Origin of the sequence: Streptomyces sp. NPDC057271, assembly GCF_042668715.1 — a bacterium.
Taxonomy (GTDB): Bacteria; Actinomycetota; Actinomycetes; order Streptomycetales; family Streptomycetaceae; genus Streptomyces.
Window position 1 is genome coordinate 92365 of the sequence record NZ_JBHUYJ010000014.1, and the last position, 14865, is coordinate 107229.

Sequence of the window (14865 nt, forward strand, 5' to 3'; positions counted from 1 at the left end):
GGTACGCTGCGCAACGACCGGCGGTCGATCTCCGATCCGACCGCCCCTTCTGACCGCACGAGCACATTCGGGACGGCCCTAGCCCCATGAGTTGGTTCGAATCATTCATCCTCGGACTCGTCCAGGGGCTGACGGAGTTCCTTCCCATCTCCTCAAGCGCGCACCTCCGCCTCACCGCCGCGTTCGCCGGCTGGGAGGATCCCGGAGCGGCCTTCACCGCGATCACACAGGTCGGTACGGAGGCGGCGGTCCTGATCTACTTCCGCAAGGACATCGCCCGGATCGTCTCGGCGTGGTTCCGCTCGCTCCGCGACAAGTCGATGCGCGGCGACCACGACGCGCAGTTGGGCTGGCTGGTCATCGTCGGCTCGATCCCGATCGGCGTGCTCGGGGTGACACTGAAGGACCACATCGAGGGCCCGTTCCGCGATCTGCGGCTGATCGCCACGACGCTCATCGTGATGGGCATCGTCCTCGGTGTCGCGGACCGGCTCGCCGCGCGCGACGAGGCCGGTGGCCGGCACCGTGCGGCCCGTGAGCGCAAGACGCTCAAGGACCTCGGCGTGCGGGACGGCCTGATCTACGGATTCTGCCAGGCGATGGCACTGATCCCCGGTGTCTCCCGCTCGGGCGCGACGATCTCCGGCGGTCTGCTGATGGGCTACACCCGCGAGGCGGCGGCCCGCTACTCGTTCCTGCTCGCCATCCCCGCCGTGCTGGCCTCGGGCCTCTTCGAGCTGAAGGACGCCACCGAGGGCGGCCATGTGTCCTGGGGTCCGACGATCTTCGCGACGATCATCGCGTTCGTCGTCGGTTACGCCGTCATCGCCTGGTTCATGAAGTTCATCACGACCAAGAGCTTCATGCCGTTCGTGATCTACCGGATCGCACTCGGCATCCTGATCTTCATCCTGGTCGGCACGGACACCCTGAGCCCGCACGCGGGCGAATCCGGCGGCTGAACCAGGGCCGCACAGGTGGCGCTATTTGCATTTCCTAGCGCCTGATTGCAGCACCACACCATGATCATCTCCCACTTGTCTCCCACTCACCTCCCACCGGGGAGGCGGAATGCACCCCACTAGGACGTGTGCCTCCGCAAAGTAGGGGATGACGCGGAAGGGCCCGCGCTGCCGTGCGGGCCCTTCCGCGCAGAGGGTGCAGCGGGTCAGCTGGGGCTCATGTCCGGTCTAGGTGTATTGCCCTGTGAGGTTGGGGACGCGGCTGGCAGGTGGTTTGCCTGCGAGCGCGGTGTGTCCGCGGTGGTGATTGCAGGTGTGCAGCCAGCCGAGGAAGGCGTCGCGTCGTTCCTGTTCTGACCGGTAGGGGCGGGCGTAGGCCCATTCGTCCAGCAGGGTCCGGTTCAGCCGTTCGACTTTGCCGTTGGTCTGGGGCGGGTAGGGCCGGGTTCGCTTGTGGGTGATCCCGGCTGCCGCCAGCAGGTCGCGCCAGTCGTGGGAGCGGTAGCTCGGGAACTGGCCAAGGTCGTGGGCATCTCGCCCGCGAGCGTGCTGCGGATCTGGCACGCCTTCGGCCTGCAGCCGTGGCGGACCGAGACGTTCAAGATCTCCCCCGACCCGTTCCTGATCGACAAGGTCAGTGACGTCGTCGGTCTGTATCTCGCCCCGCCGGCGAACGCGGCGGTGTTCGCGGTCGACGAGAAACCCCAGATCCAGGCCCTTCAGCGGACAGCGCCCGTGCTGCCGATGATCCCGGGAGTGCCCGAGCGGCGGAGCTTCGACTACGTCCGCCACGGCACCGTCGACCCGTTCGCCGCCCTGAACACCGCGACCGGCAAGGTCATCAGCAAGCTGTCCGCCCAGCACCGGGCGGTGGACTTCCGCGACTTCCTCGACGAGATCGACCGCCAGACCGACAAGGGCCTGGCGGTCCACGTCATCTGCGACAACCTCTCCGCCCACAAAGCGCCGGTGGTGCACAGGTGGCTCCTTGCGCATCCCCGGTTCCAGCTGCACTTCACTCCCACCTACTCGCCGTGGATCAACCAGGTCGAGCGGTGGTTCGCCGAGCTGGAACGACGCCGCCTCGAACGCGGAGTGTTCTGCTCACTCGAAGACCTCAAGACCGCACTCGAAGACTGGATCAAGGTCTGGAACGACCAGGCCCGGCCCTTCAAATGGACCAAGACCGCCGACCAGATCCTCGACCGCATCTGCCGCTACTGCGACAGGATATCCGAACCAGGTCACTAGGCCGCGACCCTCGCCACGAGGAAACACAGCCGCTCGTCCAGCGTGTCCCAGGCATCGCCGGTGACGTCGTCCAGTGCGGCGGCGGCAGTGAGGATGAGCCGGCCGAAGCGCGCCTCCACGTCCTCCCACGTGTGCGTGATCTCGACCTTCTCACCGCGTGGGCCGGTGCCCAGCGCGCCGTACACGGCGGTGGCGATGGCGCCCATGTCGCCGCTGATCGCGAGGACCCGGAGGAGCCGGATGCCCCCGGCCGCCGTGATCTCCTCCTCCACGCGGCCCTGGAGTTGCCGCTCCACCACGGTCGCGCCGTTCTCGCTCACGGTTTCCAGGGCGACCATGGCCGTCACGATGACGTCCGCGAGTTCCTTCGCCACGTCCTCCCCCCCAGCCGTGCGACGCGCCCTTGCGCGGGTTGGCGCCGAGCGCCCCGTGAAGGGCCTCCACGACCTCGCCCAGTTCCTCACTGATCTTGAGCACTCGCAGGAGCCGGGCGCCCTCCACCGACGTCGGGGCCGCGTCCGCGTCGAGCCACTTCCGCAGCCGCGTCACGTAGTCCCAAGTGTCATCCTTCATGCCGTTCTCCGCGGGTGGTTCCTGCAGCAGGGTCAGAACAGCGCCGGCATCCACGGCGGCCGGGTCGGTCACGTCCAACGGCGCCGTGGCGGTGAGCGCCAGGGCAACCGTCAGGGCAGAGTGGTCGGTGAACCGGTCCTCGTCGGTGCGCGGCTCGTGGCAGTCGGCCAGGCACCCGGCGAGGGGGCCGGAGACGTGGGCGTGGTCGTAGCGGTAGCCGTCGCCGGTGTGATGAGTGAAATCACCACGCCAGCGACGAGGGGCCCTGCCTCGTCACCACACCCGCTGACCAGCCCATTTCACCCACCAGCACAGGATGAAAGAAAGCTCACCGAGAGTGCATCCATGACTCAAGCTGCATGAGGTGCTCGCCCATCGCTCCGAGTGAGCCCGGGCTCTGCTCGTACTGCTCGGAGAGACCCCACCAGACCAACGCCAAATATCTGATTCAGGACACCAGTTGCTGATCGACCCGCTCCGCCAGCCGTCAGACGTCTGACTCCTTTTGCTCCCGTGGCGTGTGCTGATGGATGAAGGACGCGAGTCGGTCGAGGCCGTCGTCGATCTGCTCAAGAGACAGCGCGGAACAGGACAGGCGCAGCCTGCGCATGGGGGGCGCGTTGTCGTAGAAGTGGTGCATCGGTGTCCACAGGACGCGGTGCACTCGGGCGGAGTGCTCCAGAAGCGAGTCGGTCGCCGTGAAGGGCACTGACACCACGACGAAGAAGCCACCGTCGGGCGTGTTCCACCGCACCTGGGCGGGGCTGCCGTCGGCCGGCTCGGGAAAGCGCTCCGCCAAGCCCCGCAGGAGCCGCCGCAGCCTACCCCGGTGGGCCGCGGTCTCCCGTTGGTTGGCCGCCACCAGGCTGTAGCCGTTCTCCAGAAGTCTGCCCGCGACGATAGCCTGGGTGATGGGCGAGGTGTTGACGGTGACCATGCTCTTGATCTTGGAGAGGTGGTCCGCGAGGCACCCGATACCCGAACCGGGATCGACGACCGGCTGATCCGCCACCGCATAACCGATTCTCGCGCCGGGGAAGCAGGTTTTGGCGAACGAGCCGAGGTAGATCACACGCTGAGTCGTGTCCAGGGATTTGAGCGTCGGGCGGCGTGGGCCGTCCAGGGTGAACTGTCCGTACGGGTTGTCCTCGAGGAGCAGGATGTCCTCCTGCTCAGCCAGAGACAGCAGTGCCGTGCGGGTCTCCTGAGAGAGGCTGACCCCGGTGGGGTTCGAGAAGTCCGGCACCAGGTAACAGGCGCGGGGCCGCAGCCCCCGGGAACGGGCCTGCCGCACCACAGCGGCCAGATCCGCCAAATCCAGGCCGTCCGGGCCGTCGGCCACAGGCAAGACCGGCATGTCGACCAATCGTGCCGCGCCCGTGATCCCCACATACGTCGGGGTGACGGCGAGCAGAACATCCCGCTCGTCGCGGCGGAGCGCGCGCAGCGTGAGGTACATCGCCTCCTGGCACCCCGCGGTCACCACGATGGCATCGGGACTGACCGAGATACCTTCGTCGTTCTGCAGATGGCGGGCGATCACATCGTTGATCAAACCATTGGTGTGACCATACTGGAGCAAGGCGGCGGCAGTCTGCTGCTCGCCGAATCCCCGCTCAGATCTCAGGTGCTCACAGTACGTGCGCAGATGCCGGTGGATGTCCTCCACGTCGAAGTAGCCCGCGAACGGTCGGCCGGCCGCGAACGAGACCGCGCCGGAGAACCGTTCGGCCACTTCGTTGAGGAAGGTCATCGCGGACAGCGCCGGGGCATTGAGTGAGGGGTGCAGGTCGTTCAGCTGAAGAAGCGCCGCCTCGCGATCGGATGCCGTGGTGGTCAACGCGTAACTCCTGCCCGTGCGCCGGCCGACTGATCCGTTTCCACTGCTTCGTAGAGGGCCTTGACGTTGCCGCCGCCGAAGCCCCGGGCTCCGAGCCGCTGGATGATCTCGAAGAACAGAGTGCGTCGCACATGCGTGGATCTGCTGAACAGCTGGTACAGCTGCCCGTCGTGATCCTCGTCGGCCAGCACGTTCAGCTCACGCAATTCGTCGAGGGTGTGGCCCTTCACTGTGAGCCGCTGCCCGAGCAGATCGTAGTAGCTGTTGGGTACGGTCAGGAACTCGGTACCGCGATCGCGCAGCAGTGAGACGGACCGCACGATGTCCGGCGTGGAGAAGGCGATGTGCTGGACCCCGGCGCCCCGGTGCGCCTCAAGGAAGCTGTCGATCTGGCCGGGGGCGTGGCCGGGTCTGGGCGAAAGGATGGTCAAGGTGCAGTCGCCAGACCGGTTACGGATGGCCCGGGAGTCCACCAACTGGTCACCGCGTTCGATGCGCTCCTCGAAGATCGCGACGAAGCCGAGTACGTCAGCGTAATAGCCGGTGGCCTCGTCCAGCGTGCCCGGGGGCACGCATACCGCGAAGTGATCCATGGCGGTGAGGCCCGAACTCTCCCCCGGAGAACTGGCGGCACCCTGGCCGGCCACCGGGATGAAACCTGGCAGCGGGGCATCATGCCGGCCGCCCGACGGGGGCTGCACCAGCGTATGCCGTACATCGCCGAACCCGTTGATCGCCGCAAGGACGAAGCCGTCCTGCTCGATGGGGCCGTGGACCGGCCGAGCGCCGCGTGCCACGGCGACCCGGAACGCCTCCCGCGCGTCAGCCGTGCGCAGGGCCAGATCTCCCACTCCCTCCCCGTGGCGGTTCACGTACTCGGCGACCGGATGGCCGGGCGACTGCACCTCGGTCACCACCAGGGTGGCACTCCCCTGACACAGCACGACAGATCTCGCACCGCCCGGTGAGGTCCGGGCCCGGTGAGCGACGGCCTCGAAGCCGTAGTCCTCGACAAAGCGAGCCATCGTGCGTGTCAAGTCGTCTGTATACAGCTCTGCATGGCTCAAAGTCAGCGACTGCAGGATGCCCTCCGATGACAGAACGCGCATCTCTACCACCTCCACGTACCGTCGGGTTCCAGCCAGTGATCTCCTGCACGTCGAGTCATACGACCTGGTTCGACGACATGGGCGTTCTTCTTTGGGCGTTGTTGAACCCATGGCTGTAACAGCGCGTGTGCAGTCACTAACGACCTCGAACCACGGTGGAACCCTTCAGGCCAACCGCAGGAGCGTGCTCTGTGTCCGAAACCGAGCTGCCTCAGATCCTCGTGTGGGCCGCACCGGCCTTCCTCTTGCTCATCGTCGTGGAGTGGCTCTCCTACCGATTCCACTCCGATGACGAGGAACTGGGCTACTCCGCCAAGGACACGGCGACCAGCATGACCATGGGAGCAGGCACTCTGGCGTTCGGACTGCTGTGGAGGATCCCGCCTCTGGTGGTGTACTCCGCGCTGTATACGGTCACTCCGCTGCGGGTGCCGGTGCTGTGCTCGACGCTACCGCTGATCCTGCTGGCACAGGACTTCTGCTACTACTGGGAGCATCGCAGCCATCACGTCGTGCGCTTCCTCTGGGCGACACACGTCGTGCATCATTCGAGCCGCTACTTCAACTTCTCCACCGCCGTGCGGTCACCGTGGTTCGGCGCTTTCTCCTTCCCCTTCCACATACCGATCATCCTGGCCGGAGTGCACCCCGCCGCCTTGGCGTTCTGCGCCACGGTCAACCTCGTCTACCAGTTCTGGCTGCACACCGAGCGGATCGGCCGACTCCCGGGCCCGGTGGAGTACGTCTTCAACACTCCCTCGCACCACCGCGTGCACCACGCTTCCCAAGGTGGTTATCTGGACCGCAACTTCGGCGGCATCCTGATCGTCTGGGACCGGGTCTTCGGCAGCTTCGCGCCGGAGACCGTCCGCCCGGTGTACGGCCTGCGCAAGAACATCGACACATACAACCCGTGGCGGGTCGCCACCCACGAGTGGGTGGCCATCGGGCGTGACATCGCCGCCACACGTGGTTGGCGCCATCGCGTCCGGGTCTTCGTCCATCTCCCGGGCAGCAAGGGATACCCGGCCCTGACGGACGCCTTCGTCGTCCCTCGCGATGACCGGGAGACATGACTCGGCCCTGGTAAGGCCGTCGACCACGCCGATCCACGCCTTCAGGAATCGCTGCGGGAGAGCGTGCACAGATCCACCCAGAACCACATCATCAGCAGTCTTCGGGCCACCATGAATCACTCGTACACACCCGTGGAGTAGCGATGCAGAACGCCCGCAACACAGGGATCGCGCCGACCGCAGGGCAGCGGGGTATCTGGTTCGGGCAGCAGCTCGATCCTCGGAGCCCCGCGTACAACATCGGCGTGTACATCGACATACCCTGCCTGCTGGACCGCGAGCTGCTGGAGCTGGCCATCCGCCGGTGCATGGAAGAGAGCGAAGCGGCACGCTGCTGCGTGCGACAGCAGAACGGCGAACTCCGACTCTTCGTCGAGCCGCTGGACGAATGGACGCTGTCCTACAGCGACCTGTGCGCGGAGCGCGACCCGGAATCGGCCGCGATCGCGTGGATGCATGCCGACATGACCGAGCCCAGAGCCATGGACCGCGTTCCGTTGTCCACCTTCAGGCTCTTCCGGGTGGCCGAGGACCGGTGCCTGCTTTATCTGATGACCCATCACATCGCTACGGACGCCTTCGGTGCCGCCGTCTTCGCTCGCCGGGTCGCCCAGATCTACACGGCGCTGCTGACGCGCGCCGACCCCGAAGCGGGAGCCCTGCCGCCGCTGTCCGTACTGCTGGAGGAGGACGCCGAATACCACGCCTCGGCTGACCACGCCGAGGACGCGGAATACTGGCGCGCGCGGTTCGCCGACCGCCCCGAGCCGGTGAGCTTCACCGAGGAGAGTGCTCCCGCCGCGCACCGCATGCACCGCCGGACGGTGACCCTGGACGCCTCCGTCACCAAGGGCCTGCGCGCCATCGCCCGTCTGGCCCGTTCCAGCTGGCCCAGGGTGATCACCGCCGCAGCCGCCGCATACCTCCATCGTATGACGGGCGCTCGGGACATCGTGCTCGGCTTCCCCGTGTCGGCCCGGCTGAGCGGCCCATCGCAGAACGTGCCCGGCATGGTCAGCAACGTGCTGCCGCTACGGCTGTCGGTGACTCCCGACATGAGCGTGCTCGACCTCACCCGCCAAGCGGCCACCGAGATCAAGAACGTGCTCAAACACCAGCGGTACCGGCACGAGGAACTCCGCCACGACCTCGGCATCACCGGCAGCGGCAGGCGGCTGTACGGACCGACGGTCAACATCATGCCGTTCGACTACGATCTGCGGTTCGGCGACGTGCCCGGCGCGATGCACAACCTCTCCAACGGGCCGGTCGACGACCTGTACATGGTCTTCTACGGCGGTCGCCCGGGCCAGTCGGAGAAGCTGCGGGTCGACTTCGACGCAAGCCCGGCGCTCTACACCGAGGAGCAACTGTCCACACTGCAGGACCGTTTCCTGGATTTCCTGACCGCCTTGGTGGCATCCGATCCCGAGTCGCCCGTCGGACGGATGGACCTGGTCTCGCCCCGCGAGCGGGAGCGGGCGGTGGCCGGGTGGAACCGCACCGAGGTGGAGACGGCGCCCACGACGCTGCCGGAGCTGCTGCGTGCCCAGGCGGCGCGCACTCCCGGCGCCCGGGCCGTGGTGTTCGAGGACGCCGAAGTGAGTTACGCCGAGTTGCAGGCGCGGGTGGAGGCGCTGGCGCGGCGACTCGTGGCGTTGGGTGCCGGACCGGAGCGCCGTGTGGCGCTGGTGCTGCCGCGCTCGGTGGAGTTGCTGGTCGCTGTGCGGGCGGTGCTGGAGGCCGGGGCTGCCTATGTGCCGGTGGATCCCTCGTACCCGGCCGACCGCATCGCGTACATGATCGCCGACTCCGCTCCGGTGTGCGTGCTGACGGTTTCCGGCGTTGCCGAGGTGCTTCCGGACACCGCCGGGATCCCGCGGGTGCTGCTCGACGCCCCGGACGATGGTCCTCAGGACGGTACCGCACCGGTTGACGGAGCCGGCTCCTGTCTCCTGCCCGGGCACCCGGCCTATGTGATCTACACGTCAGGGACCACCGGCCGTCCCAAAGGCGTTGCCGTCACCCATGAAGCGATCGTCAACCGTCTGCTGTGGATGGAGCAGGCCCTCGGCGTGGGAGCCGGAGACCGGGTACTGCAAAAGACGCCGGTGAGCTTCGACGTATCGGTCTGGGAGTTGTTCCTTGCCCATCTCACAGGGGCGACGCTGGTACTGGCCCGACCCGAGGGGCACAAGGACCCGGCCTATCTGGCCGAGCTGATTCAGCGCCACAGGGTGACCGTGGCTCATTTCGTCCCCTCGATGCTGCGCGTGTTCGCCGAGGAGCCGCAGGCCGCGCGGTGCACCAGCCTGCGCGCAGTGGTGTGCAGCGGTGAGGCACTGCCCCGCGAGCTCGTTGAACGCTGCCACGACACGCTGCCCGCCGCCGTGCACAACCTCTACGGCCCGACCGAAGCCGCGGTGGACGTCAGCTCCTGGCAATGCGCGCGCGGGGTGAGCGGTCCGGTTCCGATCGGCCGGCCCGTGTGGAACACCCGGCTGTACGTTCTCGACAGCGCGCTGCGGCCGGCACCGTCCGGGACGGCCGGCGAGCTGTATCTGTCGGGTGTCCAGCTGGCCCGCGGCTATCTGGACCGGTCGGCGTTGACCGCCGAGCGGTTCGTCGCCGACCCCTACGGGCCGCCCGGGAGCCGCATGTACCGGACCGGCGACCTCGCCCGTCAACGAGTCGACGGCGTAATCGAGTACCTGGGGCGCACGGATCACCAGGTCAAGATCCGCGGCTTCCGGGTGGAACTCGGCGAAGTCGAATCGGTGCTGGCCGGACATCCGGCGGTGGGCGCCGCGACCGTCGTCGCCCGCGAGGACAGGCCGGGCGACCAGCGTATGGTCGCCTATGTCGTGCGCAAGCAGCCCACCGCACCAGTGGAGCCGGTGGATCTGCAGGCGCATCTCGCATGTGTCCTTCCCGACCACATGGTGCCGTCGACCTTCGTCTTCCTGGAAGCGCTGCCGGTGACGTCCAACGGCAAGCTCGACCGCGGGGCTCTGCCCGCCCCCGACCTCTCAGCCGGCAGTACCGGACGTGGTCCGCGGACCACGCTCGAGGAAACGCTCTGCGAGCTGTACGCGGAGATCCTGGGCCGCACACAGGTCGGCATCGACGACAGCTTCTTCGAGCTCGGCGGCCACTCTCTGCTTGCGGCACGCCTGATCAGCCGGCTCCGCTCACTGCTCGGTGTTGAGCTGCCGATCCGCACGCTCTTCGAGGCGCCCACGGTCGCCGGCCTGGTCCCGCACCTGGAACAGGCCGCGCTGGACGGCCCGGGCACCCGGCCCCGGCCACCGGTCTCGCCCATGGACCGGCCCGAACGCGTCCCGCTCTCCCCGGCTCAGCGGCGCCTGTGGTTCCTCCACCGGCTCGAGGGACCCAGCGCCACCTACAACGTGCCGTTGGGGCTACGACTCACCGGCCCGCTGGACCGCGAAGCGCTGGAGGCCGCCCTCACCGACCTGGCCCGCCGCCACGAGAGCCTGCGCACGGTCTTCACACAGCAGGACGGGGAACCGTGTCAGGTGGTACGCGCCGCCGAATCCGTCCGGATCGACCTTCCGCTGGTCGAGACCGACGGCCGTCGTCTGGCCGAGGAGCTGGAGCGGGGAGCCCGCCGCGGCTTCGACCTGGCGCAGGACCTGCCGCTTCGCGGGGTTCTGTTCCGGCTCGACGCCCAGGAACATGTGCTGCTGGTAGTGGTGCACCACATCGCGGGCGACGGCTCCTCAGGCGTCCCGCTGGCCCGTGACCTGTCGCGGGCCTACACGGCGAGGGCGGCGGGCAGCTCCCCCGAATGGGAGCCGCTGCCCATCCAGTACACCGACTACACCCTGTGGCAGCGGCAGCTGCTGGGCGACGAGGACGACCCGAGCAGCCTGGGCGCCGAACAACTCGGCTTCTGGCGCCGGCAGCTGCACGGCCTGCCGGAGGTCCTGCCGCTTCCGGCGGACCGTCCGCGGCCCGCCGAGACCTCCCACCGCGGCGCCACCCTGCCGTTCGAGATCCCGGCCGCCGTCCATGAGGCACTCGGCACGCTGGCTCGCAGCCATGGCGCCAGCGTGTTCATGGCCGTACAGGCCGGCTTGGCGGCTCTGCTCACCAGGCTCGGTGCCGGCACCGACATCCCTCTCGGGACGCCCATCGCGGGACGCACGGACCAGGCGCTGGAGGATCTGGTCGGCTTCTTCGTCAACACCGTGGTGCTGCGCACTGACACCAGCGGCAACCCTGCCTTCACCGAACTGCTGGAGCGGGCGCGCGACACCGCGCTGGCCGCCTACGCTCACCAGGACTACCCCTTCGACCGCCTGGTCGATGCCCTGGGCGCCGCCCGTTCGCTGTCCCGCCATCCCCTGTTCCAGGTCTCCCTCACCGCGCCGCCGGCCACGCCGCTCTCAGACCTGGCTTTCCCCGGCCTTGAGACGGGTGTTGTGCACCCCGACGCCGGCGTGGCCAAGTTCGATCTGGAGTTCCACGTCTCCGAGCGGTACACGGACGACGGTGTTCCCGCCGGCATCGCCGCGACGCTGGAGTACAGCACCGACCTGTTCGACCCGGACACGGCGGAGGCCATCGCGGCGCGTCTGGTGCGACTGCTCACGGCCGCCGCGAGCGAGCCGACCACGCCCATCGGCCGGCTGGACGTGCTCTCGGAAGAGGAGCGTCGCCGGATGTCCGCCGAGTGGCGCGCCTCCGAGGGAGACCTGCCGGAGATCGGCCTGTCCGAGGCGTTCACGGCGCAGGCCGCCCGGAACCCCCGGGAGCCGGCCGTCGCCTGGGACGGCGGCGCACTCACCTACGCTGAGCTGGCGGAGCGGTCGGACCAGCTGGCGGGCAGGCTGACCGCGCTGGGCGTGCTGCCGGAAGACCATGTGGCGCTCCTCATGGAGCGTTCACCCGAGCTGGTGGTGGCAATGCTCGGGGTGTTGAGGGCCGGTGCCGCCTACGTGCCGCTGGACGCGCGCAGCCCAGCAGCACGTATCCGCTCCGTACTCGACCAGGCCGAAGCGCGCCTTGTGCTGACCGACTCGACCGCTGACACCCGCATGCTCCCGGCCGATGTGCAGATCCTGGACCTGACGGCCACGCCGTCGCAGGCTGACCCACGTCCGCCGACGGCATGGCCGCACCCGGAGCAGACGGCCTACGTGATGTACACGTCAGGTACGACGGGTGTTCCCAAGGGCATCGCGACGACACATCGTGGAGTTCTGGGCCTGGCACTGGACAGCCGCTGGCGCGGTCCGTCGCCGGAGCGGATCCTGTTCCACGCCCCGCATGCTTTTGACGCTTCGACATGTGAGATCTGGGTGCCGTTGCTGACCGGGGGCACCATCGTGCTGCCTCGGCCGGGCGAGGTCGTCCCTGCCGAGATCCGGCGGACCGTGGCGGAGCACGGCGTGACACGGCTGCATCTGACCGCCGGTCTGTTCCGTACGGTCGCGGAGGAGGATCCGGGTTGTCTGGCGGGGCTGCGTGAGGTCTTCACCGGTGGGGACACCATTCCGCCGTCCGCGGTGTGCGCGGTACTCGCCCAGGTTCCCGGGGCGCGGGTGACGGCGGGGTACGGGCCGACCGAGACCACGATGTTCGCGACGGCCAACACCATGACCGCGCACGACGCGCCCGGCTCGACCACGCCGTTGGGCAGGCCGCGCGATGGCCTGCGGATGTATCTGCTGGACGAGCATCTCCAGCCGGTGGCCCCTGGCGTGGTGGGTGAGATGTATGTGGCCGGGCATGGTCTGGCCCGGGGGTACCTGGGAATGTCCCGGCTGACCGCCGAGCGCTTCACCGCCGATCCGTACGGTCCGGCCGGCAGCCGGATGTACCGGACGGGCGACCTGTTCCGCCGGCATGCCGACGGGACGTTGGAGCATGTGGGGCGCGCGGACGGTCAGGTCAAGATCCGCGGGTTCCGTATCGAACCCATGGAGATCGAGGTGGTGCTGAGCGACCACCCGGACGTCGCGGACAGCGCGGTGGTCGTTCAGCCCACTGCCGCGGGAGGCAAGCAACTGGTGGGCTACCTCGTCCCCGCTCCTGGGCGCAAGCCCGACATCGACGGCGTGCGAAAGCATGTGGGGGCGGCGCTGCCCGAGTACATGGTGCCCACCGTCCTCATCACCCTCGACGCGCTTCCCCTGACCCGCAACGGGAAACTGGACCGTCAAGCGCTGCCCACCCCCGAGAGCACCACGCGAACTGAGTTCCGCGGTCCGCGCAACGCTCGCGAGGAGCTGCTCTGCCGGCTGTTCGCCGAGGTCCTGGGCGTGGCGCAGGTCGGGATCGACGACAACTACTTCGCGCTGGGCGGCGACAGCATCACCTCCATCCAGCTGGTCAACCGCGCCCGGCAGGCCGGGGCCGTCTTCACACCCAAGGACGTGTTCGCCCACCAGACGGTCGCGGCTCTGGCCGAGGCCTGCGGCGAGAGCGGCGAGGGCGCGGCGCCTTCCCATGACACCGCAGGCACCGGACCCGTGCCGCTCACCCCTGCCATGCGCTCCATGGTGCGACGGGGCGGTCCTGTGGACGGGGTGCAGCAGTCGGTGCTCCTGCACGTCCCCGCGGAGCTCGGCGAGGAGAACCTCACCACGGCCGTGCAGGCCCTGCTGGACCATCACGACATCCTGCGCCTCCGGCTCTCCCGAGCGGGCGACGGGGAGTTGAACGTACTGGAGGCAGGCGCGGTGGACGCACGCGCACTGGTCCGCCGGGTGTCCGTGGCCGCCCTGGCGCCAGAGACCCTCGACGCCGTCCTGGCCGCCGATGCCTCGGCGGCGGCGCAGCGTATCAGCCCCGAGACCGGTGCCGTCCTGCAGGCAGTGTGGTTCGACCCAGGGCCCGAGCGGCCCGGACTTCTCTTCCTGACGATCCACCACATGGCGGTCGACGGGGTGTCCTGGCGGATACTCCTCCCGGACCTCGCCGAAGCCTGGCACGCCGCCAGGGCAGGCCGCCCCGCGCGGCTTCAACCGGTCGCCACTTCTTTCCGCCGTTGGGCCGGGCATCTGCACGAACAAGCCCAGGACCCTGCTCTGCTGGTGCAAGTGCCCTACTGGAGCGATCTCCTTCAGCGCCGCGAACCGCCGCTGGGCAGCCGCCTGCTGGACCCGGTGCGCGACACCCGTGCCACCGTCAGGACGCTCAACCGCATCCTGCCCGCCGAGACCACCGGACCGTTGCTGGGCGCCCTCCCCGCTGCGTTCCACGGCACGGCCCCCGACATCCTGCTCGCCATCCTGGCGACCGCGGTCAACCACCTCCAGCCCCGCGGCGACGGCCTTCTCCTCGACCTGGAGAGCCACGGCCGCGACGAGGAGAACTGCCCTTTCGACCTCACCCGCACGGTGGGCTGGTTCACCGCCGTTCACCCCGTACGCCTTGATCCCGGCGAGGTCCGTCCCGACGATCCAGCCGCTCTGACGGAAGCGGTGAAGCGGGTCAAGGAACAGCTGCGGGCCGTACCCGGCAGCGGGGTCGGCTACGGCCTGCTCTGCCACCTCAACCCCGAGACCACGCAGCTTTTCGCCGACGCGTGCAAGCCGCAGATCAGCTTCAACTACCTTGGGCGCGCCACCACTCCCCAGGACACCCATGGCTGGACGCTGGCAACCGAGGGAAGCGCCCTCACCGCGGACGCGCACCCCGGAACCGCGCTGGCTCATGCCCTGGAAGTCAGGGCCATCACCATCGAGGGCACAGACGGGCCGCAGCTCTCGGTCACCTTGACATGGGCCGACGGCATACTCTCGGAGCAGTGGGTACGGGGCCTCGCCGACACCTGGTTCCAGGCCCTGGGCACCCTCGCGGACGCAGCGGGCCGGCCCGGGGTCGGTGGGCACACCCCCTCCGACTTCCCTCTTGCCGGCCTTCACCAGGCGGAACTCGAGGCGCTGCTCGAGCGCTACCCCGACGCCGAAGATGTTCTCTCCCTCGCCCCGCTGCAGGAGGGGATTCTCTTCCACTCTCTGTACGACGGTGGCGTCTCCGACGTCTACACCTCACGGATCCGACTGGACCTGGAGGGCCCG

7 protein-coding genes and 1 pseudogene are annotated in these 14865 nt (G+C 68.5%); 4 read left to right on the forward strand and 4 right to left on the reverse strand.

Going from position 1 to position 14865, the window contains the following annotated elements; all coding sequences use genetic code 11:
* Positions 1-86 precede the first annotated feature (86 nt).
* The gene (locus ACFUJR_RS10085) at positions 87-962 is read left to right on the forward strand and encodes an undecaprenyl-diphosphate phosphatase (RefSeq protein WP_383165391.1); all 876 of its coding nucleotides are present in this window, start codon (positions 87-89) and stop codon (positions 960-962) included.
* A gap of 228 nt (positions 963-1190) precedes the next feature.
* On the opposite strand, the pseudogene ACFUJR_RS10090 reads toward ACFUJR_RS10085, so the two are convergent.
* A pseudogene (locus ACFUJR_RS10090) lies at positions 1191-1466 on the reverse strand (integrase core domain-containing protein); the annotation flags it as partial.
* Between the two features lie 21 nt (positions 1467-1487).
* Here ACFUJR_RS10090 and ACFUJR_RS10095 point away from each other — a divergent pair.
* Positions 1488-2213, forward strand: a complete 726-nt coding sequence (locus tag ACFUJR_RS10095) for an IS630 family transposase (protein ID WP_383450304.1) — start codon at positions 1488-1490, stop codon at positions 2211-2213.
* Here the strand turns inward: ACFUJR_RS10095 and ACFUJR_RS10100 are convergent.
* The 3 genes from ACFUJR_RS10100 to hppD form a co-directional block, all read right to left on the reverse strand.
* Positions 2210-2587, reverse strand: coding sequence for a hypothetical protein (locus tag ACFUJR_RS10100; RefSeq protein ID WP_383178053.1), 378 nt, complete (start codon positions 2585-2587; stop codon positions 2210-2212). The two genes, ACFUJR_RS10095 and ACFUJR_RS10100, sit on opposite strands and share 4 nt — an antisense overlap.
* Before the next feature lie 686 nt (positions 2588-3273).
* Positions 3274-4626 (reverse strand): PLP-dependent aminotransferase family protein, encoded by a 1353-nt coding sequence (locus tag ACFUJR_RS10105; protein WP_383178050.1) that lies wholly within the window; start codon positions 4624-4626, stop codon positions 3274-3276.
* Positions 4623-5735, reverse strand: coding sequence for a 4-hydroxyphenylpyruvate dioxygenase (gene hppD / locus ACFUJR_RS10110; RefSeq protein ID WP_383178047.1), 1113 nt, complete (start codon positions 5733-5735; stop codon positions 4623-4625). Before hppD ends, ACFUJR_RS10105 begins: the two co-directional genes overlap by 4 nt.
* A gap of 191 nt (positions 5736-5926) precedes the next feature.
* Here hppD and ACFUJR_RS10115 point away from each other — a divergent pair, with 191 nt between their 5' ends.
* The gene (locus ACFUJR_RS10115; protein WP_383178044.1) at positions 5927-6811 is read left to right on the forward strand and encodes a sterol desaturase family protein; all 885 of its coding nucleotides are present in this window, start codon (positions 5927-5929) and stop codon (positions 6809-6811) included.
* A gap of 143 nt (positions 6812-6954) precedes the next feature.
* A partial coding sequence (locus ACFUJR_RS10120) for an amino acid adenylation domain-containing protein (protein ID WP_383178041.1) occupies positions 6955-14865 on the forward strand: 7911 nt, incomplete at its 3' end.